Source organism: Saccharopolyspora gloriosae (genome assembly GCF_022828475.1).
Lineage (GTDB): Bacteria > Actinomycetota > Actinomycetes > Mycobacteriales > Pseudonocardiaceae > Saccharopolyspora_C > Saccharopolyspora_C gloriosae_A.
Map to the genome: position 1 here is coordinate 4,778,877 of NZ_CP059557.1, position 24,809 is coordinate 4,803,685.

The window sequence follows — 24,809 nt, forward strand, 5'->3', positions numbered from 1 at the left end:
ATCTTCACCCACCGTCTCACGGAAACGGTCGGGCGCACTCACACGTCGGGGACGGAACGGGCACGACGCCGGGTTGTCACATCCAGGGCCAGCCGAGGATCGGCAGGCCGAGCGCGGAGTCCACCGCGAGCGCCACGCACACGATCATCAGGTACGTGTTGGACATGTGGAACAGCCGCATCGGCTTCGTCGGCTCGCCGCGCTTGGTCGCGGAGTGCAAGCGGTGCGCCAGCCACAGGAACCAGGCTCCGGAGGCCACGGCGAACACCGTGTACAGCCAGCCGGTGGCCGGAGCGAGCAGCAGCGTCCACAGCACCATCAGCCAGCTGTAGGCGACGATCTGCCTGGACACGTAGGACGGTTCGGCGACGACGGGCAGCATCGGCACGCCTGCGCGCTCGTAGTCCGCCTTGTACTTCACCGCCAGCGCCCAGGTGTGCGGCGGCGTCCAGAAGAAGATGATCCCGAACATGACCAGCGCGGGCCAATCCACCCGCCCGGTCACCCCGGCCCAGCCGATCACGACCGGCATGCACCCGGCGGCCCCGCCCCAGACGATGTTCTGCGCGGTGCGGCGCTTGAGCACCAGGGTGTAGATCAGGACGTAGAACAGGATCGTGGCGACCGCGAGCACCGCCGCCAGCAGGTTCGTGGTGGCCCACAGGAACCCGAACGACCCCAGGCCCAGCGCGATCCCGAAGATCAGCGCGTGCCGGTTGGAGACGGAGTGGCGCACCAGCGGCCGAGCGCGGGTGCGCTGCATGACCTGGTCGATGTCGGCGTCGGCCACGCAGTTGAGCGCGTTCGCGCTGCCGGCGGCCATGGTGCCGCCGATGAGCGTGGACAGCACCAGCCACGGCGACGGGATGCCGCGTTCGGCCAGCAGCATCGCCGGGATCGTCGTCACCAGCAGCAGTTCGATGACGCGCGGCTTGAGCAGCCCGAGGTAGGCCTTGAGCAGCTCGCCGGGACGCTTCGCGTACCGCGTGGGCTCTGTCGTGGCGGTCTCGGCGGTGGTCACGAGACCGCTCCCGCTCGGGGGCCACCGAGCATCGCACCGTCGGGGAGCGCGGCCGGGACCGCGCCGGGGTGTCCGCCCGAAGCGAAGCGCACCGAAGGCATGGGACTCCTAGTCAGCTCAGGTGACCGGCCGCAACGACGGTGGCCGACCGCTCATGAATAGTAGGCGCGCTACGCCCCACGGCCGCCCGCAGGGGTCCCTGCCCAGGCCTGCGTCCGCGTGGTGTCCGAGCCGCGGCCCCGCCGGTACCGTGGGGTGAGCCATCGGACACGCAGTGCAGGGAACGAAGGTCCGCAGCACGGCGTTGTTCCGGTTGGGGTTCGCCGCACGCGCGGCGAGAACCGCAGCGCACGGCTCTGCGCCGGGCAGCTGCCCGGCCGGTGCCGCAGCACCGGGAACGAGGGTGCGAGCAGGTGCCGACGAGCTGCGCGGACGGCGATCCGCGGCGCGATGCGCGAACGGCGAGGGGTCACCGCCGCCGATGGCGGGCTGACCCGCGATCCTCTCACCCCGGTGGGGGACCGCATCAATTCAGGCGGGCCGCCGCGTGCCCACGGGGACACGACTAGGCTGCCCGCTGGACGAGGGATAACTGCGGTCCGAATCGGTCCGGGTCAGCGGGCGACGCGCCGGAGCCGCAAGGACCGCTTCGATTGAAACTTGGAGCTGCGTCCGTGTCCGTCACCGACGATCTTGCCCGCTTGACCACCAAGCGACTGCCCGCAGACTGGACCGAGTTGGACCAGCGCGCCGTGGACACGGTCCGGGTGCTGGCCGCCGACGCGGTCGAGAAATGCGGCAGCGGGCACCCAGGCACCGCCATGAGCCTGGCCCCCGCCGCCTACGCACTGTTCCAGCGCGTCATGCGGCACGACCCCACCGACGCCGACTGGATCGGCCGGGACCGCTTCGTGCTGTCCGCGGGCCACTCCAGCCTGACGCTGTACCTCCAGCTGTTCCTGTCCGGGTACGGGCTGGAGCTGGACGACATCAAGGCGCTGCGCACCTGGGACTCCAAGACCCCCGGTCACCCGGAGTACTGGCACACGCCCGGCATCGAGACCACCACCGGCCCGCTGGGCCAGGGTCTCGCCAACGGCGTCGGCATGGCCATCGCCGCCCGCCGCGAGCGCGGTCTGCTGGATCCGGAGTCGGCGCCGGGCGAGAGCCTGTTCGACCACCAGATCTACGTGATCGCCTCCGACGGCGACATCGAGGAGGGCGTCACCTCCGAAGCTTCGTCGCTGGCGGGCACTCAGCAGCTGGGCAACCTCACGGTGATCTACGACGCGAACGAGATCTCCATCGAGGACGACACCAAGATCGCGCTGTCCGAGGACACCGCGAAGCGCTACGAGGCCTACGGCTGGCACGTGGTGACCGTCGACGGCGGCGAGGACGTGTCCAGCATCCTCGACGCGCTGGACGCGGCCAAGGGCAAGCCCGAGCAGCCGACGCTGATCGTGCTGCGCACGGTGATCGGCTACCCGGCGCCGACCAAGATGAACACCGGCAAGGCGCACGGCGCCGCGCTGGGCGGCGACGAGGTCTCCGAGATCAAGAAGGCGCTGGGCTTCGACCCGGAGCAGACCTTCGAGGTCTCCGACGAGGTCCTCGCGCACGCCCGCAAGGCCGTCGACCGCGGCCAGGCCGCGCACGCCGAGTGGCAGGAGCGCTACGACAAGTGGGCCGCGGCGAACCCGGAGCGCAAGGCGCTGCTGGAGCGCATCCGCGTCCGCGAGCTGCCCGCCGGCTGGCACGAGAAGCTGCCGACGTGGGAGGCCGACGGCAAGGGCATCGCGACCCGCAAGGCCTCCGGTGAGGTGCTGGCCGCGCTGGCCGACGTGCTGCCGGAGCTGTGGGGCGGTTCCGCCGACCTGGCGGAGAGCAACAACACCACCATGAAGGGCGTCGACTCGTTCGGCCCCGCGCACATCTCCACCAACTCGTGGAAGGCCCAGCCGTACGGCCGGACGCTGCACTTCGGCGTTCGCGAGCACGCCATGGGCTCGATCCTCAACGGCATCGCGCTGCACGGCGGCACCCGCCCCTACGGCGGCACCTTCCTGATCTTCAGCGACTACATGCGGCCCGCGGTGCGGCTCGCGGCGCTGATGAAGGCCCCGACGATCTACGTGTGGACGCACGACTCGATCGGCCTGGGCGAGGACGGCCCGACGCACCAGCCGATCGAGCAGCTGTCCTCGCTGCGCGCCATCCCCGGCCTGTCCGTGGTCCGCCCGGCGGACGCGAACGAGACCTCGTTCGCGTGGAAGGCCGTGCTGGAGGACACCACCGCCCCCGCCGGTCTGGCGCTAACCCGCCAGGGCGTGCCGACGCTGGAGGGCACCGACTCCGAGGGTGTCGCCAAGGGCGGCTACGTGCTGGCCGAGGCGTCCTCCGGCACGCCGGAGCTGGTGATCATCGCCACGGGTTCCGAGGTCCAGCTGGCCGTTGAGGCCAGGAAGATCCTGGAGGCCGACGGCGTTGCCACTCGTGTGGTGTCGATGCCGTGCGTCGAGTGGTTCGACCGGCAGGGCAAGGCCTACCGCGAGCAGGTGCTGCCCCCGTCGGTGCGCGCCCGCGTCTCCGTCGAGGCCGGGATCGCCCAGTCCTGGCACCGGTTCACCGGTGACCTCGGCGAGAACGTCTCGATCGAGCACTTCGGTGCGTCGGCGGACTACAAGACCCTGTTCGAGAAGTTCGGCTTCACCACCGACGCGGTCGTCGATGCCGCGCGGCGAAGCCTGGAGAACGCGCGCTCCCACGCGTGAGTGGAGGTATCCCAGTGACGAACAACCAGAACCTCACCGCGCTCAGCCAGGCGGGCGTGGCGATCTGGCTGGACGACCTGTCCCGCCAGCGGATCACGTCCGGCAACCTGACCGAGCTGATCAACGACTACGCGGTCGTGGGCGTCACCAGCAACCCCACGATCTTCGCGAAGGCGCTGTCGAACGCGGCCGACTACAACGACCAGGTACGTGAGCTCGCCGCCCGCGGTGCCGGCGTGGACGACACCGTCCGCGAGCTGACCACCAAGGACGTGCGCGACGCCGCCGACGTCTTCCGCAACGTCTACGAGGCGGGCGACGACGGCCGGGTCTCGCTGGAGGTGGACCCGCGGCTGGCGCACGACACCGACCGCACGGTCGCCGAGGCGCTCGAGCTGTGGAAGGCCGTGGACCGGCCGAACCTGATGGTCAAGATCCCGGCGACGGTCGAGGGCCTGCCCGCGATCACCCGGGTGCTGGCCGAGGGCGTCAGCGTGAACGTGACGCTGATCTTCTCCGTGGACCGCTACCGGGACGTGATGGACGCGTACCTGGCCGGTCTGGAGCAGGCCAAGGCCAACGGCCACGAGCTGAACACCATCGCCTCGGTCGCATCGTTTTTCGTGTCCCGCGTGGACAGCGAGATCGACAAGCGGCTGGAGGGCCTCGAGGGCGGCCAGGACCTGCAGGGCAAGGCGGCCATCGCCAACGCCCGGCTGGCCTACGCGGCCTACGAGGAGGTCTTCTCCTCCGACCGGTTCCAGGCGCTCGCCGCGTCCGGCGCGAAGCCGCAGCGCGCGCTGTGGGCCTCGACCGGCGTGAAGTCCCCGGAGTACTCCGACACCCGCTACGTCGACCAGCTGGTGGCGCCGAACACGGTGAACACCATGCCGGAGGCGACGCTGTTCGCCACCGCCGACCACGCGCAGGTGGACGGTGACCAGGTCAGCGGCACGAAGGACGTCTCGCAGCAGGTGTTCGACGACCTGACCGCCGCCGGAATCGACCTCGACGACGTGTTCGCGGTGCTGGAGCGCGAGGGCGTCGAGAAGTTCGAGAAATCCTGGGAGGAACTGCTCGACACTGTTCGCGAGCAGCTCGACCAGGCCAAGTAGCGGCTGTTCCACCGCGGGTGTGCCCCGCTCGCAGCCCGGGGCACGCGACATTCCACGGAATTCGCGTGCCCCGGGTGCTGTGACCGGTGAGCCACGCTCATCGGGTGCGCCTGCGGCGGAGGCCGGATCGCCCACCGTCAACGCCGCCTATCGCCTAGACACGAGGAAGAAGATGGCAACCGAAACTTCAGTCGAGATCGCAGACGAGGGGCTGGCAGGGGAGGCTCGCCCGCTGGCCGAGCGGCTGACCTCGGGTGCGGCGGCGAGCGGCCTCGCGGCCGGCGACGCCACCCTCTGGGGCGCGGACGCTGAGAGCGAGGCGTCGATCCGGCTTTCCTGGACCACGCTGCACGAGACTTCCCGCCCGCTGCTCGCGGAGATCGACGCGCTGCGCGCGGAGCTGCACGCCGACGGCGTGGACCGGGTCGTGCTCGCCGGAATGGGCGGTTCCTCGCTGGCGCCCGAAGTGATCGCCGCGACCGCGGGCGTGCCGCTGACCGTGCTGGACACCACCGACCCGGGGCAGGTCGGCGACGCCCTGTCCGGCGACCTGGACCGCACCGTGCTGGTCGTGTCGTCGAAGTCCGGCAACACCGTCGAGACCGACAGCCACCGCCGCATCTTCGAGGCCGCTTTTTCCGCGAACGGAATCGATCCGGCTACCCGCATCGTGGTGGTCACCGACCCTGGGTCACCGATGGAGACGGCCGCGCGGGAGGCCGGTTACCGGCGGGTGTTCACCGCTGACCCGAACGTGGGTGGCCGCTACTCGGCGCTGACCGCGTTCGGGCTGGTCCCCGCCGGATTGGCCGGTGCGGACATCGCGACCCTGCTCGATGACGCGGCCACCGCGTTCGAACTGGTCAGTGCCGATTCCGAGAGCAACCCGGCGATTCGGCTGGCCGCGGCCTGGGCGGCGGCGCACGAGCACGGCGCCGAGAAGCTGGTGCTCGCCGACGGAGGCTCCGGCATCCCCGGCTTCGGCGACTGGGCCGAGCAGCTGATCGCCGAGTCCACCGGCAAGCAGGGCACCGGCCTGCTGCCGGTCGTCGTGGAGAACTCCGAAGCCCCCGGCTTCGCCGACGCGGGCCGCGACGCCACGACCATCGCCATCGGTGGCGCCGTCGACGGCGCGCAGCTGGTGACGACCGGCCCGCTGGGCGCGCAGTTCCTGCTGTGGGAGTTCGCCACGGCGCTGGCCGGGAAGTTGCTCGGCATCAACCCGTTCGACCAGCCCGACGTGGAGGCCGCGAAGAAGGCGGCCCGCGCCCTGCTCGACGGCCCGTCCGGCGGTCCGGTGGTGACTCCGGTGCTGGTGTCGGGACAGATCGAGGTCCACGCCTCCGGCGACTGGTTCAGCGCGGGCGTGGGCACCGTGGCCGAGGCGCTGCGCGCGTTCGTCAAGTCCGCGCCGAGCACCGGCTACCTGGCGGTGCAGGCCTACCTGGACCGCCTCGACGACGCCTCCGCCGCGCTGCTGCGCCCGGAGCTGGCCCGCCGCACCGGGTTGCAGACCACGTTCGGCTGGGGTCCGCGATTCCTGCACTCCACCGGCCAGTACCACAAGGGCGGCCACCAGAACGGCGCGTTCCTGCAGATCACCGGTGAACCCGAGAACGACCTGGACGTCCCGGATCGGCCCTACACGCTGGCGAGCCTGCAACGGGCGCAGGCGCTGGGCGACGGGCAGGTGCTGATGCAGCACAACCGCCCGGTGCTGCGACTGCACCTGACCGACCGGGCCGCCGGCCTGGTCGAACTGGTCAAGGCCGTCCAGGACCTGCACGACGAGAGGGGTGGAGCGTGAGCTCCCGAGACCTGCCGCGCAACCCGCTGCGGGATCCGCGCGACAAGCGCCTGCCGCGGATCGCCGGGCCGTCCGGCCTGACGATCTTCGGCGTGACCGGGGACCTGTCCCGCAAGAAGCTGATGCCCGCGATCTACGACCTGGCCAACCGGGGGCTGCTGCCGCCGGGGTTCGCCCTGACCGGCTTCGCTCGCCGGGACTGGGAGGACCAGGACTTCATGCAGGTCGTCTACGAGGCGGTCAAGGAGCACGCGCGCACGCCGTTCCACCAGACGGTCTGGGACCGGCTGGCGGAGGGCATCCGCTTCGTGCCGGGCTCGTTCGACGACCCGGACGCGTTCGACCGGCTCGCCGAGACCGTCAAGCAGCTCGACAAGGAACGCGGCACCGGCGGCAACCACGCCTTCTACCTGTCGGTTCCGCCGTCGGCGTTCCCGACGGTGCTCACCCAGCTGTCCCGCTCCGGGCTGACCGACCAGTCGCCCGATCAGTGGCGCCGGGTGGTCATCGAGAAGCCGTTCGGGCACGACCTGGAGAGCGCCCAGCACCTCAACAAGATCGTCAACGAGGTGTTCCCCGAGGACTCGGTGTTCCGCATCGACCACTACCTCGGCAAGGAGACGGTGCAGAACATCCTGGCGCTGCGCTTCGCGAACCAGCTGTTCGAGCCGTTGTGGAACGCCCACTACGTCGACCACGTGCAGATCACGATGGCCGAGGACATCGGGCTGGGCGGCCGGGCCGGGTACTACGACGGCATCGGCGCGGCCCGCGACGTCATCCAGAACCACCTGCTGCAGCTGATGGCGCTGACCGCGATGGAGGAGCCGGTGAGCTTCGCCCCGCAGGATCTGCGCGCGGAGAAGCTCAAGGTGCTGTCGGCGACCAAGCCCGTCGGCCCGTTCGACGAGACGACGGCGCGCGGGCAGTACACCGGCGGCTGGCAGGGCGGTTCGCTGGTGCCGGGCCTGCACGAGGAAGGCGGGTTCTCGGACGACTCGACCACCGAGACCTACGCGGCGATCACCCTCGAGGTGGAGAGCCGGCGTTGGGCCGGGGTGCCGTTCTACCTGCGCACCGGCAAGCGGCTGGGCCGACGCGTCACGGAGATCGCCGTGGTGTTCAAGCGCGCCCCGCACCTGCCGTTCGACGACACCATGACCGAGGAGCTGGGCCAGAACGCCCTGGTCATCCGGGTTCAGCCGGATGAGGGTGTGACGATGCGCTTCGGTTCGAAGGTCCCCGGCACCTCGATGGAGGTGCGGGACGTGACGATGGACTTCGGCTACGGCCACGCGTTCACCGAGTCGTCCCCGGAGGCCTACGAGCGCCTGATCCTGGACGTGCTGCTGGGCGAGCCGTCGCTGTTCCCGGTCAACGCCGAGGTCGAGCAGTCCTGGAAGATCCTCGACCCGGTGCTGGACTACTGGGCGGCGCGCGGAGCGCCGGAGAACTACAAGGCCGGGACGTGGGGTCCGCCCGCGGCGGACGCCATGATGGCCCGCACCGGACGCGTCTGGAGGCGACCGTGATCATCGACCTGCCCTCGACCACCACCTCGCAGGTCAACAAGAAGATGGTCGAGCTGCGCGAGACCGGTGGTGCGGTCGCGCTCGGCCGAGTCCTCACCTTGGTGATCGTCACCGGGGACGGCACGGAGACCGAGAAGGCCATCCAGGCCGCCAACGACGCCAGCCGGGAACATCCGGCGCGGGTGATCGTGGTGGCACGGGGTTCGAAGGAGGCCGCGCCGCGGCTGGACGCGCAGATCCGCATCGGCGGGGACGCGGGTGCCTCGGAGGTCGTGGTGCTGCGCCTCTACGGCGCGCTGGCCGACGAGGGCGCCGGTTCGGTGGTGCCGTTGCTGCTGCCGGACGCTCCGGTCGTGGCCTGGTGGCCCACCGAGGCGCCCGAGGTCCCGGCGAAGGACCCGATCGGGCTGTTGTCGCACCGCCGGATCACCGACGCGGCCGCGGCCCCCGACCCGATCAAGTCCCTCCAGTCCCGCGTCAAGTCCTATGTGGAGGGTGACACGGACATGTCGTGGACCCGGCTCACCTCGTGGCGCGCGATGCTGACCGCGGCACTGGACCTGCCGCCTTACGAGGCGGTGACCAGCGCGGTCGTCACCGGCGCCGCGGGCTCGCCGTCCACGGATCTGCTGGCCGCGTGGCTGGGCGCCTACCTGGAGGTGCCGGTGCAGCGGGTGGAGCACTCGCGCGGACCGGGCATCGTCTCGGCGGAACTGCGGCGGCCCTCCGGCTCGGTCAAGATCGTCCGCCCGGACGGCAAGGTCGGCACGTTGACCCAGCCGGGCCAGCCGGACCGGCAAATCGCGCTGCACCGCCGCGAGGTCCGGGACTGCTTGGCCGAGGAGCTGCGGCGGCTCGACCCGGACGAGATCTACGAGGTCACCCTGGGCGGCCTCGGCGGCATCCGGCGCACCGACGAACCGGACCCGGAACCGCCCGAGGCCGAGCAGGACGGTTCGGTTCCGGAGCAGACGGCGGAAGGCGACGCATGACCAAGCACCAAGTCGTCGTGCACCGCGACGGCGAAGTCCTGGCGGCGGCGGCCGCCGCCAGGTTGATCACCCGGATCGTGGACGCGCAGACCGCGCACGGGACGGCATCGGTGGTGCTCACCGGCGGCCGCACCGGCATCGGCGTGCTCGAACAGGTCCGGCTCTCCCCCGCCCGCGACGCCGTGGACTGGGCGAACGTGGACGTGTACTGGGGCGATGAGCGGTTCCTGCCGGATGGCGACCCGGAGCGCAACGAGACCCAGGCCCGAACGGCACTGCTCGATCACGTGGGCATCGACCCGGCCCGGGTGCACCCGATGGCACCGTCCGATGGCAAGTTCGGCGCGGACGCCGACGCGGCCGCCGCGCACTACGCGGAGCTGCTGGCCACGACCGCCGAGCCCGCCGCCGATTTCCCGGCGCCGCGGTTCGACGTGCTGCTGCTCGGCGTCGGCGAGGAGGGGCACACGGCTTCGCTGTTCCCCGCTACGCCGTACGTCCGGGAGGAGCAGCGGGCGGTCGTGGGCGTGCACGACTGCCCGAAGCCGCCGCCGACGCGGATCTCGCTGACGCTGCCCGCGATCCGCTCGGCGGTCGAGGTGTGGCTGATGACGACGGGTGCCGCGAAGGCCGGTCCGGTGGCCGAAGCGCTCGGCGGCGCCGAGTCGGACGACATTCCGGCTGCCGGTGCCGTCGGCCGGGATCGCACGTTGTGGCTGCTGGATCCGGACGCGGCGGCTCAGGTTCCGCACCGGAACTGACCGCGTCGCGTGACATCCGGGCCGTTCGCCTCCTCGTGAGGCGGACGGCCCGTTTCTTTTGCCGACCCAAAGTGGCCTTTCATTATCTTCGCAAATTGGACCTTGGGAATAGCCATTTCCAATCGGAGGATGGTCGGCATGACCGAACCGACCGCCTCCCCCGCTCCGCCGCTGTCCGCCACCGCCCGAACCTCCCTGGGCCGCAGAAAGGACCGGGCGGGCACCGACCGGACGAGCCTGCACGAAGTCCTCGACGCCGCCCTGATCTGCCATCTCGGTCTGGTTCTGGACGGGCACCCGCAGGTGTTGCCCACCGGGTTCGGCCGAGACGGCGACGTGCTCTACCTGCACGGTTCCAGCGGGGCGCGCAGCATGCTCGCCGCAGGCGATGAGCCGCAGGTGTGCGTGACCGTCACCTTGCTCGACGCGGTCGTGTACTCGCGCACCCTCAACGACCACTCGATGAACTACCGCAGCGCCGTGATCTACGGCAGGCCGCGAGTGGTGACGGATCCCGCGGAGAAGGACCACGGGCTGCGCGTGCTCTCCGAACACCTCGCGCCCGGTTCGTGGGAGCACGCCCGCGTCCCGAACGCGAAGGAGCTCGCGGCGGTGACGGTGCTGGCGCTGCCGCTGAACGAGGCCTCGGTGAAGGCGCGCACCGGCCCGCCCGCCGACGACCCGGCGGAATACGCGACGGGCGCCTGGGCGGGAGTGCTGCCGCTGCACCAGCAGTGGGGAACCCCGATCCCCGCCCCGGACCTGGCCGCCGGCATCCCCGCCCCACCGCACATCACCGACCGCCGAACCTGACCGGCCAGGCGCCTCAACTCAACCCACCTCAGACGACCGCCCACCGGCCAACGGGAATATCCACCCCGAGAAGCCAGTGAGCCGATGACTCCTCCGTTCCTTCGGCCGGAGGGATCGCTTAGTCCGAGGGACCGGCGAGGTCAATGCCTGCTTTGCCCCTCCCGGGCGGAGGGGACCGGTCACCTGATGTTCGGTGGTCGACGGTCAGGCTCTCCGAAGCCAGGTGTCGAACAGGCGGTTCCGCAGGGCGTAACGGCAGCGCAGCAACCGCCACTGGCCGTACCTCGTGAACCCGGACGTTCCGCGAGCGCCGGCGAGCAGCGCCCACGCCCCCATCGACAGGTCGTCGGCGATCGCGTTGAGCCGGTACCGCGCCAGCCGCTGTTCGTCGGGCCGCCCGTCGATGAGCTCCGCGGCCCGCCGCCACTCGTCGTCGAGCTGGCAGGTCTCCACCAGCATCGTCGCGATGTCGTGGTGCGGATCGGCGTTGCCCGCGATGTCGAAGTCGACCAGCTGCACGTCGTTGCCCGGTCCGAGCAGCACGTTCGACGAGCTGCCGTCCCGATGGCAGGGCCGCACGTCCCGGCCCGCCGCGCGCAGCGCCATACCGATCCGGCGCACCTGGTCTCGCATCCAGGTGAAGTCCGCCGGTAGTTCCGCGTCCTCCGCGGCCGCGAGCTCCGCCCACTGCTCGGCCTCGTCGAACACGTCCCGATCCAGCGGCATCGCCGGCCCCCGGTGCAGCGCGCGCTTCACGGCGGCGACCGCGCCGAGCACGTCGGCTTCACGCAGGTCGTGCGGCTGCAACGAGTGGTAGGTGCCGGGCAGCCGCGCGTAGGCGATGGCTCCCGCCTCACCGGCCACGGCGCGCACGGCGGGAGCGACCCCGGCGGAGTGCGCGGCGGCCGCGGACTGCGCCACCTGCTCGGTGTCGACGAGATCGGCGAAGGCGGTGAGCAGGACCGTCACGAACAGGTCGTCCAGGTCACCGGTGAGGAACAGGCAGTCGTGCTCGGCCGCCCACCGGGTGCGACCGACCAGCGGCTCCAGCGCTCGCTCGAATCCGGCGTCCCCGCGTCCGGTCACCGCTCGCACCGCGCGGCGGGCGCGGAGTTCACGGGGACCGGGCGTCTCTTGAACGGCGCTCATCCGGCCACATTTCCCACTCCCCGGACGGTAGTGACCGGGTGTGGCCGAACCCGCGACGTTCATGTTTCCGGCCGGTTATCAGGTACCGCTGAGATGTCGCGCAGGTAACCGGGTCGGGCATTCGGCACCGGATCGACGTCCCCGAACGGCTCTTGGGCGCCGAAAGCCGGTGCCCGCCCAACCGACGACCGAACTGTTCAGCACGGAACTCCGGACGGCACCGTCCGGAGTTCCACCCCGATCACGGCTCGGTCAGCACCACCACGCCGTCGTGATCGCTGACCAGGTATTCGCCCGGTACGAAGCGCACGCCGCCGATCTCCACCGGATCGTCGACGACACCATCACCGTTCTTCGTACTCTTGCGCGGATTGGAGCCGAGCGCCTTCACCCCGAAGTCCATGCCCGCCAGCACCGCGGTGTCCCGCACCGCGCCGTTGACGACGATCCCGTTCCAGCCGTTGGAACGGCCGAGCTCGGCGATCAGGTCCCCTACCAGCGCCGTGTGCACCGAGGCCGCCCCGTCGATCACCAGGACCTGGCCCTCTCCCGGCTCGGAGAGGATCTTCTTGAGCAGCGCGTTGTCCTGGAAGCAGGTCACCGTGCGGATGCGCCCGAAAAACTCGGCCCGTCCTCCGTACTGCCGGAACTGCACGTCACAGCTGCGAATGGCCGGGCCTTCGCGGTCCGCGAGGTCAGCGGTCGACAGGTCCATGTACGTCTCCCTCGCCTGAGCCTTCGGCGCCGCGAGGCCGCCCCGGACGCCGAATCGTTTCCGGCGCGACACCGCTGCCGTGGCGGGCGGCGTCGCGCTCGAACCATGATTCGGCAGAGCGTATCGACTGATCATCAGGCGCGAGCCCACACGCGAGCAACGCCACAGCCCGCCGAACGGCCCCTTCTAGGCGGGAACGGCGGTGTCGCCGTGATTGGCGCGCAACCAGCCGCACCATTCGGCGAGACCGTCGCCGCGTTTCGCGGACAACTGCAGCACCCGGATCCGCGGATTGATCCGCTGCGCGTGCGCGATGAAACGTTCGACGTCGAAATCCAGATACGGCAGCAGATCCGTCTTGTTCAACAACACCAGATCGGTACTGCGGAATACGTGCGGATATTTCAGCGGTTTGTCCTCGCCCTCGGTGACCGAGGCGATCAACACCCGATGATGTTCTCCCAGATCGAACAGTGCGGGCGCGGCGAGATTTCCGATGTTCTCGATGAACACCAGGGAACGCCCGGCCGGCTGCAATGAGCGCAGTCCCTCATCGACCATGTCGGCGTCCAGGTGCCCGCCGGAACCGGTGTTGATCTGCACCACCCGGCAACCCGCGACGCGCAGCCGGTCGGCGTCCAGGTGCGTCTCCTGATCGCCCTCGATGACCGAGATGGACATCGTCGCGCCCAGTTCGCGCAGCGTGCGCTCCAGCAGCGTCGTCTTCCCGGAACCGGGGGAGCTCATCAGGTTCAGCGCGAGAATCCTGCGCCGTGCCAACGAGTTCCTCGTGCGCTCGGCCAGCGCATCGGCGACCCGTTGCCTCGGCACCGCACCGTCCGAACAGGACTGTCCGGTCTTGCCGGTCGGCTCGGGGAAATCCGGGCCCGACACCCGCACCCCGGCGCGGCCCGCTGCTGCGTACCCACCGCGCATGGTCTCTTCCACCTCCAGGTGTGGCGTCCAGGCGGACTCCGGCGGATCCGTCCCAACGCGGTAAAGATCATCTCATCGTCGCAGAGAACCGGACGGTTCTCCATACCGGTATGGCCCGTGAATCGAACATCGCGCACACATCACGCGGACAGAGCAATGCGCGCCGTACCGCCGGAAACGGTCAGTGACCTAGCGGCGAGCCGGAACCGTGCGCGCTTGCGGCCGACTCCCCCGGCGGGCACGTCAAAAGGCTCCGCGCATCCGGCGCACCACAGCAGATCACCCAGCAACCGCCCGCCCCCGATGGGCAACGCGCACTGCGGGCATTCGTCGCGAAAAGCGCGCACCACACCGTCCGCATTGCAGACCGCGATGAATTCCCCGGCGACGCGGGTGGTCACGATCTCCCCCTTCGGGAGGTCCGACACTCCCGGCACGTCCACCCACGATTCAGCGGGCTGGTGAACCTCGGACGACACCATACGGGCCTGCTTTCCTGCGACGACGCCGTTGCGCGGTGCGACCAAGCTAAGTCCGCGTCGCCGCGGGGCACAACTCGATGTCGGCCCCAGGAGGCCGTGGAACAGCGCACGGGCGGACCGGAAGGATCTCCGGCCCGCCCGTGCGGACACATCGTCAGCGCCCCTGGCGCTCCTTCAACTTGGTCAACGCCTCTTCGAGGATCGCCAAGCCGTCGGAGTCGCTCCGCCGCTCCTTGACGTACGCCAAGTGGCTCTTGTACGGCTCGTTGCGCCGCGCCTCCGGCGGGTTCTGCTCGTCCTGGCCCGCGGGCAGGCCACACCGAGTGCAGTCCCACTCGTCCGGCACCTCGGCGTCCATCGAGAAGAACGGCCGCGTGTGGTGGCCGTTGGCGCACCAGTAGTCGACTCGCCTGCGCGGGGCCGAGTCGCCTCGCTCCGTCTCACCCATCGGACCCGCACCGACGCGCGTGCCCCGGATCGCGTTACCGCCAGTCATGCACTCTCACCCACCAAGCCGCACGGAGGACCGGCCCACGGGCCGGCCGCTGTTGGTCAACCGCTGCCAGCTCGCCGGACCGTCAACCGATCTTGATCAGCAGCCCGGTACCGATGATGCAGATCACCCAGACCGCGATGACCACGATCGTGATCCGGTCCAGGTTCTTCTCCGCCACGCTGGAACCGGACAGGCTCGACTGCATGCCGCCGCCGAAGAGCGAGGAGAGCCCACCGCCCTTGGCCCGGTGCAGCAGGACCAGCAGCACCAGCAGCACGCTCGTCAGGATCAGGCCGATCTGCAGGATTAGATTCATCACGTCCTCGTTCACACAGCGGTTCGCCACCGAGAGTACCGGGTGGCGTTCATCCGGTGGACCGCCGTCCGCCTTAGCGCCGGTGTTCCATCGTGATGCGGTCGCTCCGGCCAGGAAAGAACCCGCTCGCCGAGCGGGCACGGGTGGTAACGATACCGGTCCGCACGGCCGATCCGGAGACACCGTGCGGACCGGTCGCGATCACGGCAGCGGGCCGCCGGCCGCCATGGCGCTGAGCTTGGTGAACTCGTCGCCGTTGAGGCTCGCACCGCCGACCAGCGCGCCGTCCACGTCGGTCTGGCCGATCAGCTCACCGATGTTGCTGGACTTCACCGAGCCGCCGTAGAGCACTCGGACCTCGTCGGCGATCTCCTTGCCGTACTTCTCGTTCAACGCCGCCCGCAGCGCCGCGCACACTTCCTGCGCGTCGGCTGCGGTGGCGACCTTGCCGGTACCGATGGCCCACACCGGCTCGTAGGCCACCACGACCTGGCGGATCTGCTCGGCTTTGAGGCCCTTGAGCGCGTTGATGAGCTGCGAGGTGCAGTGCTCGACGTGCCCGCCGGATTCGCGGACGTCGAGCTGCTCGCCCACGCACAGGATCGGCGACATGCCGTTCTTCAGCGTGGCGCGCACCTTGCGGTTCACGACCTCGTCGGTCTCGGCGTGGTACTCGCGGCGCTCGGAGTGCCCGACGACGACGTAGGTGCAGCCCAGCTTCGCCAGCATCGGCCCGGACACGTCACCGGTGTAGGCACCGGAGTCGTGCTCGGAGACGTCCTGCGCGCCGTGCTTGAGCAGCAGCTTGTCGCCGTCGATGAGGGTCTGCACGCTGCGGATGTCGGTGAACGGCGGGATCACCGCCACCTCGACCTTCGCGAAGTACTTCTCCGGCAACGCGAAGGCGACCTTCTGCACCAGGGCGATCGCCTCGAGGTGGTTCAGGTTCATCTTCCAGTTGCCCGCGATCAGCGGAGTTCTGGCCATCAGTCGTTCCCCTCCAACACCGCGACGCCCGGCAGGTTCTTGCCTTCCAGGAACTCCAGCGAGGCGCCGCCACCGGTGGAGATGTGCGAGAAGCCGTCCTCGGGCAGGCCCAGGCTGCGCACCGCGGCCGCCGAGTCACCGCCGCCGACGACGCTGAACGCGTCGGAATCGACGATGGACTGCGCCACGCCGCGGGTGCCCGCCGCGAACGCCTCGAATTCGAACACGCCCGCCGGGCCGTTCCAGAACACGGTCTTGGCGGCGCGCAGGGTCTCGGCGAACAGTTCCACGCTGCGCGGCCCGATGTCCAGGCCCATCCAGCCTTCGGGGATCGCGTCGGCGTCGACCACCTGGGTCTGCGCGTCGGCGGCGAAGGCGTCGGCGGCCACCACGTCCACCGGCAGCACCAGCTTGTCGCCGTGGTTGGCCAGCAGCTCGCGGGTCGCGTCGAGCTGGTCGTTCTGCAGCAGCGAGGAGCCGACCTGGTGGCCTTGGGCGGCCAGGAAGGTGTAGGCCATGCCGCCGCCGATGAGCAGCTTGTCCACCTTCGGCAGCAGCGCCTCGATCACGCCGAACTTGTCGGAGACCTTGGAGCCGCCGAGCACCACCACGTACGGGCGCTTCGGGTCGCCGGTGAGCGTGCGCAGCACGTCCACTTCGGACAGCACCAGACCGCCCGCGTAGCCGGGCAGCAGCTTCGCCACGTCGTAGACGGAGGCCTGCTTGCGGTGCACCACGCCGAATCCGTCGGACACGAACGCCGCGCCGTCGCCGACCAGGTCGGCCAGTTCGCGGGCGAACGCGCCGCGCTCGGCCTCGTCCTTGCTGGTCTCGCGGGCGTCGAAGCGCACGTTCTCCAACAGCGCCACGGAACCGTCGGCCAGCCCGTCCACCACTGAGCGGGCCGAGTCTCCGGTCACGTCACCGGCCACCGCGACCTCGGTGCCCAGCAGCTCTCCAAGCCTGCGAGCCACCGGCGCCAGCGAGAACTGCGGGTCCGGCTCACCCTTCGGGCGACCGAGGTGAGCGGTCACGACGACGCGCGCACCCGCCCCGGCCAGCTTCTCGATCGTCGGCAGCGACGCCCGCACCCGGCCGTCGTCGGTGATCTTGTCGCCGTCCAGCGGAACGTTGAGGTCGGCGCGCACCAGCACGCGCCGCCCCCGGACTCCTTCGGACAGCAGATCGTCGAGGTTGTTCACGTCTGCTCCTCATATGAAAAAGAAGGCCCGCACGAGCACGGCTCATGCGGGACCTTCAGCAAACTTCCGACCGTCCGAACTCATGAGCCCGCCGTCCGGACATCCGGCCCCTGCCGACAATCGTCCTGTCAGCGGCGAAGCCGATGAGCAGTGACCACGTACGCAGCCGGACCACCGGCGGGTTCTCAGGTGTCCTCTCGCGAGGACAGCTTTTTCCCTCGTGGCGGAGCCACTCGGGAAAAAGATCCCGCAGCGAGAGGACACCTGAGGTTCCGCTACCCGAGCTCAGAGCAGAACGAGCCCGTCAGGAAAGCTTCGACCCGACCAAGGCAGAGAGGTCGGCGAGGCGGTTGGAGTAGCCCCACTCGTTGTCGTACCAGCCGACGATCTTGACCTGGTCGCCGATCACCTTGGTCAGCGGCGCGTCGAACACGGTCGAGGCCGGGTCGGTGACGATGTCGCTGGAGACGATCGGGTCCTCGCTGTAGCGCAGCACGCCCTTGAGCTTGCCCTCGCTCGCGGCGGCGCGGAAGGCGGCGTTGACCTCCTCGGCGGAGGTCTCCTTGCCCACGGTGGCGGTGAGGTCGGTGACCGAACCGGTCGGCACCGGCACGCGCATGGCGTAGCCGTCGAGCTTGCCGTTGAGCTCCGGCAGCACCAGGCCGATGGCCTTGGCCGCACCGGTGCTGGTGGGCACCACGTTGATGGCGGCACCGCGGGCGCGACGCAGGTCCTTGTGCGGGCCGTCCTGCAGGTTCTGGTCCGCGGTGTAGGCGTGCACCGTGGTCATCAGACCGCGCTGGATGCCGAAGGTGTCGTCGAGCACCTTGACCATGGGGGCCAGGCAGTTCGTGGTGCAGGAGGCGTTCGAGATGATCGTCTGCGAGCCGTCGTACTTGTCGTCGTTGACGCCGAGCACCACGGTCAGGTCCTCGCCCTTGGCGGGCGCGGAGATGACGACCTTCTTGGCGCCACCTTCGTCGACGTGCTTGCGGGCGTCGGCGGCGTTGGTGAAGAAGCCGGTGGACTCGACGACCACGTCGACGCCCAGGTCGCCCCAGGGCAGGTTGCCCGGGTCACGCTCGGCCAGGATCTTGATCGGCTTGCCGCCCACCTCGATGCCCTCGCCGGTGACCTTCACGTCCTGCTCGAGGCGCCCGAGGACGCTGTCGTACTTGAGCAGGTGGGCCATGGTCGCGACATCGCCCAGGTCGTTGGCGGCCACGATTTCGATGTCGTGGTCACTGGCGGTCGCCGCACGCCAGAAGTTCCGCCCGATGCGACCGAAGCCGTTGATGCCTACGCGAACGGTCACGCCTATCTCCTCGGTTACTGACCCTGCCGCCTCGACGCGACGGGTGAGCGGTTGATGGACTCATTCGCACCCTATCGGTCCTCGCCAACTGCACAGACGGCCGGGCGCACCGCTTTCAGGCGAATCTTGATCGAGGACGCCGCGAACTCGGACGAGATCACCCGCTCGAACCGCACGTTCTGCCTTTCGGGTGCCACGACGTGCGACATCCGCCGGTTGACCAGCCGTGAGAGCGCTCTCAAGAATGTTCGGGTCGACCGTGATCGGCATCTCTGCACCGGTCCCGGCGCGGAGATCGCGGGAGCGGTCCGGCGCAGTCCGGCACCCGGCCGGATTCGACTGGAGGAAGGACCCCGAATGGCGCTGCCCGGAAGGCACACCAACGAAGGCGCGAGGGCGTCGAGGCGGCGAGGCCGCGTGGCCGCCGCCGCGCTCGCCGCGGGCATCGGCCTGACCGGCCTGGTCAACGCCCCCGCCGGAGCGGACGTCCCGCCGCCGGACGAGGGCTGGACGCTCAGCTTCGGCGACGACTTCACCGGCGAGGCCGGTGCTCCTCCCGGCCAGGACTGGAAGATCGACACCGGCCACGGCTACCCCGGCGGCCCCGACAACTGGGGCACCGGAGAGATCCAGAACTACACCGCCGATCCCGCCAACCTGGGCCAGGACGGCAACGGAAACCTGGTGATCACTCCGCAGAAGGACGACGCGGGCAACTGGACGTCCTCGCGCATCGAGACCCAGCGCGGCGACTTCAAGGCCGAAGAGGGCGGGGTGATGCGCATCGAGGGCCGCATCCAGATGCCGGACGTGGCCGCGGACAAGGCGCTCGGCTACTGGCCCGCGTTCTGGGCTCTCGGGTCGCCGTACCGCGAAGATCTGTGGAGCTGGCCCGGCATCGGCGAGTACGACATCATGGAGAACGTCAACGCCGAGAACCGCGTGTACGGCGTGCTGCACTGCGACGTCTCCCCCGGCGGTTCGTGCCTGGAGACCGACGGCCTGGTCAACAGCCGCGAATGCCCGGACAGCACCTGTCAGGAAGCGTTCCACACCTACCGGTTCGAATGGGACCGCAGCGGTGAGGTCGAGGAACTCCGCTGGTACGTGGACGGCCAGCAGTACCACTCGGTGCAGGAAACCGACGTGAATCCGACGGCGTGGACGAACATGACTTCGCACGAGGGCTACTTCGTGCTGCTCAACGTCGCGATCGGCGGCCAGTTCCCGGACAAGAACTCCGGCATCACCACGCCGACCGAGGCCACCGAGGGCGGCCACCCGATGCTCGTCGACTACATCGCGGTCTACAACAAGTGACCTGAGCACCTCGGAATCAGGCGGCGGACAACAGAAAGCGGACGGACCGCTCGCCCTGCTACGGGCGAGCGGTCCGTTCGTTCCACCGCGGAATCCGGGACGAGATCAGACCTCGGCTTCGAGGAGTTCCGAGGTGACCGCGGATTCGGTGTCGGGGAGGTTGAGTTCCCTGGCTCGCTTGTCGGCCATCGCCAGCAGACGCCTTATGCGGCCCGCGACCGCGTCCTTGGTCATCGGCGGGTCCGCGAGCTGTCCCAGCTCCTCCAGCGAGGCCTGCCGGTGCGCGAGCCGGAGCCGACCGGCCACCAGCAGGTGATCGGGAGCGGTCGGCCCGAGCAGGTCCAGCGCGCGCTGCACGCGGGCCGCGGCCGCCACCGCCGCGCGGGCGGAGCGGCGCAGGTTCGCGTCGTCGAAGTTCGCGAGCCGGTTCGCGGTGGCCCGCACCTCGCGGCGCATCCGCCGCTCCTCCCAGGACAGCACGCTGGAATGCGCGCCGAGCTTGGTCAGCAGCGCGCCGATGGCGTCGCCGTCGCGGACCACGACGCGGTCGGCGCCGCGGACCTCGCGGGACTTCGCCTGCACGCCGAGCCTGCGAGCGGCCCCGACCAGGGCGAGCGCCGCCTCCGGGCCGGGGCAGGTCACTTCCAGGGCCGAGGAACGGCCGGGCTCGGTGAGCGACCCGTGGGCGAGGAACGCCCCGCGCCACGCCGACTCCGAATCGCACGATCCGCCGGAGACGACGTGCGCGGGCAGTCCGCGCACCGGGCGCCCCCGCGGATCGAGCAGGCCGGTCTGGCGCGCCAAGCTCTCGCCGTCCTTGACCACCCGCACCACGTACCGGGTGCCTTTGCGCAGCCCACCGGAGGTGATCATGTGGACGTCGGAGTGGTGCCCGAACAGTTCGTGGACTTCCTTGCGGAGCCTGCGCGCCGAGGAGCCGCTGTCGAGTTCGGCCTCCACCACGACGCGGCCGGCGACGATGTGCAGCCCGCCCGCGAACCGCAGCAGTGAGGAGACCTCGGATCTGCGGCAGCAGGTCTTGGTCACCGGCAACCGGCTCAGTTCGTCTTTGACCGCCGCGGTCATCGCCACCGGTCAGTCCTCCTCTCCAACGCGGCCGTCAGACTCGCCGCGAGCGCCTCGGGATCGTGCCTGCCCGGCGAGGCGGGCGAGGCGACTGTGTCGAGCAGAGTTTGCGCACCCAGCCCGGTCGCCGCAGCACGAAGCCGATCAGGTGTCGGCACTGATCCGGCGTCCGCGAGAACAGCGTCCACGATCAGCCGGGGTGCGTGCTGCGAGAGTACGTCGAGATGTTGTTCCGGGGAGAACCCCGCGGTTTCGCCCGGTTGTGGGATCAGGTTGAGCACCACCACACGGCTCGCGGTGGTCGTCACGAGCGCCTCGTGCAGTTCCGGGACCAGCAGGTGCGGCAGCACGCTGGTGAACCAGGAACCCGGCCCGAGCAGCACCACGTCGGCGTCGAGCACGGCTTGCACCGCCTGGGGGCAGCCGCGCGGAGTGCCCGGCTCACCGTTGGTCGCGGCGAGGCGGACCTGCTTGACGCGGCCGGGGGTGCTCGCGATGGCCACTTGGCCGCGGATGGTGCGCACCGCATCCGGATTCGCGTCGAGGCCGACGACCTCCGCTTCCATGTCGAGCGGTTCGGTGGACATCGGCAGCACCCGGCCACGGGCACCGACGAGTCGGCACGCCTCGTCGAGCACTTCGACGGGGTCGCCGACCACGTCGAGCAGTCCGGCGAGCAGCAGGTTGCCGACGGCGTGCCCGGCGAGTGCCCCGTTGCCGCCGAAGCGGTGCTGGAACACCTGCGCCCAACGCCGGCCGTTGTCGTCCGGCGCGGCCAGTGCGGCCAGCGCTTTGCGCAGGTCACCGGGCGGCAGCATGCCGAGTTCCCGGCGCAGCCGCCCGGAAGAACCGCCGTCGTCGGCGACGGTGACCACCGCGGTGACGTCGGACGTGAGCCGGGTGAGCGCGGCGAGCGTGGCCTGCAGACCGTGTCCGCCGCCGAGCGCGACCGCGCGCAGCGGGCGCTCGGCGGGCGGGTCGTGCGGTGGTGCGGCCGCGCTCACTCGCGCCCCAGGTCCCGGTGGACGGTCTTGACCATCATCCCTTCGTCGTCGGCGAGCCTGCGGGCCATCTCCTCGACGAGCGCGACGCTGCGGTGCTTGCCGCCAGTGCAGCCGAGCGCCAGCGTCAGGTACCGCTTGCCCTCCCGGTGGTAGCCGGCACCGACGAGCCGCAGCAGTCCCTGGTAGCTCTCCAAGAACTCCTCGGCGCCTTCCTGCCCGAGCACGTAGTTGCAGACCTCCTCGTCGAGGCCGTTGAACTCGCGCAGCTCCGGGATCCAGAACGGGTTCGGCAGGAAGCGGCAGTCCATCACCAGGTCGGCGTCCATCGGCAGGCCGTACTTGTAGCCGAAGGACAGCACGGTGACCCGGGTGCGGGTCTCGGCTTCGGTGCCGAACGCGTCCTCGATCTTGGTGCGCAACTGGTGCACGGACAGCCCGGTTGTGTCCACCACGAGGTCCGCTTCCGAACGCAGCCGCGAGAGCAGGGCGCGCTCGTTGGCGATGCCGTCGGCCAGCCGCCCCTCGCCCTGCAACGGATGGCCGCGGCGCACCTGCTCGAAACGGCGGATCAGCACCTCGTCGGTGGCCTCCAGGAACAACACCTTCGGCTTGTAGCCGCGGGCGTCCAGATCCTTGATCACCGATCCGAGATCTTCCGTGAACGCGCGGCTGCGCACGTCCATCACGACCGCGACGCGGGTGATCGCGCCGCTGGAGCGCGCCCCCAGTTCCACCATCGTCGCGATCAGTTCCGGGGGCAGGTTGTCCACGACGAACCAGCCCAGGTCCTCCAGGCATTTGGCGGCGGTGCTGCGCCCGGCGCCGGAAAGGCCGCTGACGACGGCGACCTCGATGCCCGATTTCTCCTCGCTCACTGATTCTCCCCTTCAGTGCTGGTGTCTCCCCTGCCTGCCCCGGCCTCAGTGGCCAGGGCCGCGCACACGGTCTCGGCGGTCCGCCGGCCGAAGCCGGGTACCGCCATGATGTCCTCGATTTCGGCTTGCTTCAGCTTCCGCACCGAACCGAAGTGCTTCAGCAGAGCGGTTTTCCGGGCCTCCCCAAGTCCGGGTACCGAATCGAGCACGGACCGGCTGAGCCGCTTGGAGCGCTTCTGCCGGTGGTAGTTGATGGCGAACCGGTGCGCCTCGTCGCGCACTCGTTGCAGCAGGTACAGCGCCTCACTGGTGCGCGCCAGGATCACCGGGTCGGGTTCGGCGGGCAGCCACACCTCTTCGAGGCGCTTGGCCAGGCCGATCACGGCGACGTCGGTGATGCCGAGTTCGGTGAGCGCGTCCGCCGCCGCGTTCGCCTGCGGTGCGCCGCCGTCGATGACCAGGAGGTTCGGCGGGTAGGCGAACTTGCGCGGCTTGCCCGTTTCCGGGTCGATGCCGGGTGCGGTGCCGCCGTCGGCGGGTTCACCGGCCGCTGCGGGTTCGGCCTGATCCGCTCCGGTGCCGTGCGAGGCGGCCACGTTGGGAGCGTCCACTTCGGACTCGGTCGCGTCCGGGCCGGTTTCCTTGAGGTAGCGGGCGAATCGGCGCCGCACCACTTCGTCGATGGAACCGACGTCGCCGCCTTCGGCGCCTTCGCGCACCGAGAACCGCCGGTACTCGGACTTGCGCGCCACGCCGTCCTCGAACACGACCAGCGAAGCCACCACGTCGCTGCCCTGCACGTGGCTCACGTCCACGCATTCGATCCGCAGCGGCGCGGTGTCCAGCGCCAACGCCTCCTGCAGTTCCTGCAGCGCAGCGGAGCGCGCGGTGAGGTCGCCCGCGCGGCGCAGCTTGTACTGGGTGAAGGCCTCTTTCGCGTTGCGCTCCACCGTTTCCATCAGGGTCCGCTTGTCGCCGCGCTGCGGCACCCGCAGGTCGACCCGGCTCCCGCGCAGCTCGCCCAGCCACTGCCCCAGCGCAGGGGCGTCCTCCGGCAGTTCGGGGACCAGCACTTCGCGCGGCACCGGGGTGCCGCCCGCGTCGGCCTGATCGGCGAGCGCGGCCTGCTCGCCGTAGAACTGGCTGAGGAACCGCCCGGTGAGCTCGCCGAGTCCGGTCTCCGCTTCCAGGTCGATGACCCAGCCGCGCTGCCCGCGCACCCGGCCGCCGCGGATGTGGAAGACCTGCACGGCGGCGGCGAGTTCGTCCTGCGCGAAGGCGATCACGTCGGCGTCGGTGCCGTCGCCGAGCACCACGGCCTGCTTCTCCATGGCGCGGCGCAGCGCTTCCAGGTCGTCGCGCAGCCGGGCGGCGCGTTCGAATTCGAGTTCCGCGGAGGCCTGCTTCATCTCGCGGTCCAGCTTGCGCATCAGCGTGTCGGTGCGGCCGCTGAGGAAGTCGCAGAAGTCGTCCACGATCGCCCGGTGCTCGTCGGCGTCGACGCGGCCCACGCACGGCGCGGCGCACTTGCCGATGTAGCCGAGCAGGCAGGGACGCCCGATCTGGCCGTGGCGCTTGAAAACACCGCTGGAACAGGTGCGGGCGGGGAACACGCGCAGCAGCATGTCGAGCGTTTCGCGGATCGCCCACGCGTGCGCGTACGGGCCGAAGTAGCGGACCCCCTTGCGACGCGGGCCGCGGTAGACGTGCAGTCGCGGGTACTCCTCGTGCAAGGTCACGGCGAGCACCGGGTAGGACTTGTCGTCCCGGTAGCGCACGTTGAACCGGGGGTCGTACTCCTTGATCCAGGAGTACTCCAGTTGCAGCGCCTCCACCTCGGTACCGACCACGGTCCACCGCACACCGGTGGCGGTGGTGACCATCCGGCGGGTCCTCGGGTGCAGCCCGGAGAGGTCGGCGAAGTAGTTCGCGAGTCGGCTGCGCAGGCTCTTCGCCTTGCCGACGTAGATGATCCGTCCCTCGGCATCGTGGAAGCGGTACACGCCGGGCGCGTCCGGAATGGTTCCGGGTGCGGGGCGGTACGTCGACGGGTCGGCCACGGCTCCACCCTACGTGCGCGACCGACACTCCCCGTCACGGCATCGCGGCCT

Annotated in this window: 22 protein-coding genes; 8 read left to right on the plus strand and 14 right to left on the minus strand. The window is 70.1% G+C overall.

What is annotated here, in order from left to right:
• Positions 1-76 precede the first annotated feature (76 nt).
• Positions 77-1,021, minus strand: a complete 945-nt coding sequence (locus H2Q94_RS20700) for a heme o synthase (RefSeq protein ID WP_243788860.1) — start codon at positions 1,019-1,021, stop codon at positions 77-79.
• 674 nt (positions 1,022-1,695) lie between these two features.
• Here H2Q94_RS20700 and tkt point away from each other — a divergent pair.
• From tkt to H2Q94_RS20735, 7 genes are all read left to right on the plus strand, one after another.
• Complete coding sequence (gene tkt, locus H2Q94_RS20705; RefSeq protein WP_243788861.1) at positions 1,696-3,795, plus strand: transketolase; 2,100 nt, start codon at positions 1,696-1,698, stop codon at positions 3,793-3,795.
• Between the two features lie 14 nt (positions 3,796-3,809).
• Complete coding sequence (gene tal, locus H2Q94_RS20710) at positions 3,810-4,910, plus strand: transaldolase (RefSeq protein ID WP_243788862.1); 1,101 nt, start codon at positions 3,810-3,812, stop codon at positions 4,908-4,910.
• A 172-nt stretch (positions 4,911-5,082) separates the two neighbouring features.
• Entirely contained in the window at positions 5,083-6,717 is a 1,635-nt protein-coding gene (locus H2Q94_RS20715) for a glucose-6-phosphate isomerase (RefSeq protein ID WP_243788863.1), read from the plus strand.
• Complete coding sequence (zwf, locus tag H2Q94_RS20720; protein WP_243788864.1) at positions 6,714-8,249, plus strand: glucose-6-phosphate dehydrogenase; 1,536 nt, start codon at positions 6,714-6,716, stop codon at positions 8,247-8,249. Before H2Q94_RS20715 ends, zwf begins: the two co-directional genes overlap by 4 nt.
• The gene (gene opcA / locus H2Q94_RS20725) at positions 8,246-9,241 is read left to right on the plus strand and encodes a glucose-6-phosphate dehydrogenase assembly protein OpcA (protein ID WP_243788865.1); all 996 of its coding nucleotides are present in this window, start codon (positions 8,246-8,248) and stop codon (positions 9,239-9,241) included. Before zwf ends, opcA begins: the two co-directional genes overlap by 4 nt.
• Positions 9,238-10,002: a 6-phosphogluconolactonase gene (pgl, locus tag H2Q94_RS20730; RefSeq protein WP_243788866.1), complete on the plus strand. Its 765-nt coding sequence runs from the start codon at positions 9,238-9,240 to the stop codon at positions 10,000-10,002. Before opcA ends, pgl begins: the two co-directional genes overlap by 4 nt.
• Positions 10,003-10,140: 138 nt before the next feature.
• Positions 10,141-10,815: a pyridoxamine 5'-phosphate oxidase family protein gene (locus H2Q94_RS20735; RefSeq protein ID WP_243788867.1), complete on the plus strand. Its 675-nt coding sequence runs from the start codon at positions 10,141-10,143 to the stop codon at positions 10,813-10,815.
• A gap of 204 nt (positions 10,816-11,019) precedes the next feature.
• Here H2Q94_RS20735 and H2Q94_RS20740 read toward each other — a convergent pair whose 3' ends face one another.
• The 9 genes from H2Q94_RS20740 to gap form a co-directional block, all read right to left on the minus strand.
• A complete protein-coding gene (locus H2Q94_RS20740; RefSeq protein ID WP_243788868.1) occupies positions 11,020-11,964 on the minus strand; it encodes a phosphotransferase family protein in 945 nt (314 codons plus the stop codon).
• A gap of 241 nt (positions 11,965-12,205) precedes the next feature.
• Complete coding sequence (gene rraA, locus H2Q94_RS20745) at positions 12,206-12,679, minus strand: ribonuclease E activity regulator RraA (protein WP_243788869.1); 474 nt, start codon at positions 12,677-12,679, stop codon at positions 12,206-12,208.
• A 186-nt stretch (positions 12,680-12,865) separates the two neighbouring features.
• Complete coding sequence (gene hypB, locus H2Q94_RS20750) at positions 12,866-13,615, minus strand: hydrogenase nickel incorporation protein HypB (protein ID WP_243788870.1); 750 nt, start codon at positions 13,613-13,615, stop codon at positions 12,866-12,868.
• Between the two features lie 140 nt (positions 13,616-13,755).
• Positions 13,756-14,097 carry a Rieske 2Fe-2S domain-containing protein gene (locus H2Q94_RS20755; protein WP_243788871.1) on the minus strand — a complete coding sequence of 114 codons (342 nt, stop codon included), beginning with the start codon at positions 14,095-14,097 and terminating at the stop codon, positions 13,756-13,758.
• A gap of 154 nt (positions 14,098-14,251) precedes the next feature.
• Complete coding sequence (locus H2Q94_RS20760; protein WP_243788872.1) at positions 14,252-14,593, minus strand: RNA polymerase-binding protein RbpA; 342 nt, start codon at positions 14,591-14,593, stop codon at positions 14,252-14,254.
• A gap of 82 nt (positions 14,594-14,675) precedes the next feature.
• On the minus strand, positions 14,676-14,909 hold the full coding sequence (gene secG / locus H2Q94_RS20765; RefSeq protein ID WP_224957705.1) for a preprotein translocase subunit SecG: 234 nt from the start codon (positions 14,907-14,909) through the stop codon (positions 14,676-14,678).
• A 201-nt stretch (positions 14,910-15,110) separates the two neighbouring features.
• The gene (tpiA, locus tag H2Q94_RS20770) at positions 15,111-15,896 is read right to left on the minus strand and encodes a triose-phosphate isomerase (protein ID WP_243788873.1); all 786 of its coding nucleotides are present in this window, start codon (positions 15,894-15,896) and stop codon (positions 15,111-15,113) included.
• Positions 15,896-17,098 (minus strand): phosphoglycerate kinase, encoded by a 1,203-nt coding sequence (locus H2Q94_RS20775; RefSeq protein WP_243788874.1) that lies wholly within the window; start codon positions 17,096-17,098, stop codon positions 15,896-15,898. The genes tpiA and H2Q94_RS20775 overlap by 1 nt, the downstream gene beginning before the upstream one ends.
• Before the next feature lie 304 nt (positions 17,099-17,402).
• Positions 17,403-18,413: a type I glyceraldehyde-3-phosphate dehydrogenase gene (gap, locus tag H2Q94_RS20780; protein WP_243788875.1), complete on the minus strand. Its 1,011-nt coding sequence runs from the start codon at positions 18,411-18,413 to the stop codon at positions 17,403-17,405.
• 357 nt (positions 18,414-18,770) lie between these two features.
• On the opposite strand from gap, the gene H2Q94_RS20785 reads away from it, so the two are divergent.
• The gene (locus H2Q94_RS20785) at positions 18,771-19,733 is read left to right on the plus strand and encodes a glycoside hydrolase family 16 protein (RefSeq protein ID WP_243788876.1); all 963 of its coding nucleotides are present in this window, start codon (positions 18,771-18,773) and stop codon (positions 19,731-19,733) included.
• 105 nt (positions 19,734-19,838) lie between these two features.
• On the opposite strand, the gene whiA is transcribed toward H2Q94_RS20785, so the two are convergent.
• The 4 genes from whiA to uvrC are packed head-to-tail and all read right to left on the minus strand — an operon-like array spanning position 19,839 to position 24,758.
• A complete protein-coding gene (whiA, locus tag H2Q94_RS20790) occupies positions 19,839-20,825 on the minus strand; it encodes a DNA-binding protein WhiA (RefSeq protein WP_184478208.1) in 987 nt (328 codons plus the stop codon).
• Positions 20,816-21,778: a gluconeogenesis factor YvcK family protein gene (locus H2Q94_RS20795; protein ID WP_243795815.1), complete on the minus strand. Its 963-nt coding sequence runs from the start codon at positions 21,776-21,778 to the stop codon at positions 20,816-20,818. The genes whiA and H2Q94_RS20795 overlap by 10 nt, the downstream gene beginning before the upstream one ends.
• 41 nt (positions 21,779-21,819) lie before the next feature.
• Positions 21,820-22,698, minus strand: a complete 879-nt coding sequence (rapZ, locus tag H2Q94_RS20800) for an RNase adapter RapZ (protein ID WP_243788877.1) — start codon at positions 22,696-22,698, stop codon at positions 21,820-21,822.
• Positions 22,695-24,758 carry an excinuclease ABC subunit UvrC gene (uvrC, locus tag H2Q94_RS20805; protein WP_243788878.1) on the minus strand — a complete coding sequence of 688 codons (2,064 nt, stop codon included), beginning with the start codon at positions 24,756-24,758 and terminating at the stop codon, positions 22,695-22,697. The genes rapZ and uvrC overlap by 4 nt, the downstream gene beginning before the upstream one ends.
• Positions 24,759-24,809 lie beyond the last annotated feature (51 nt).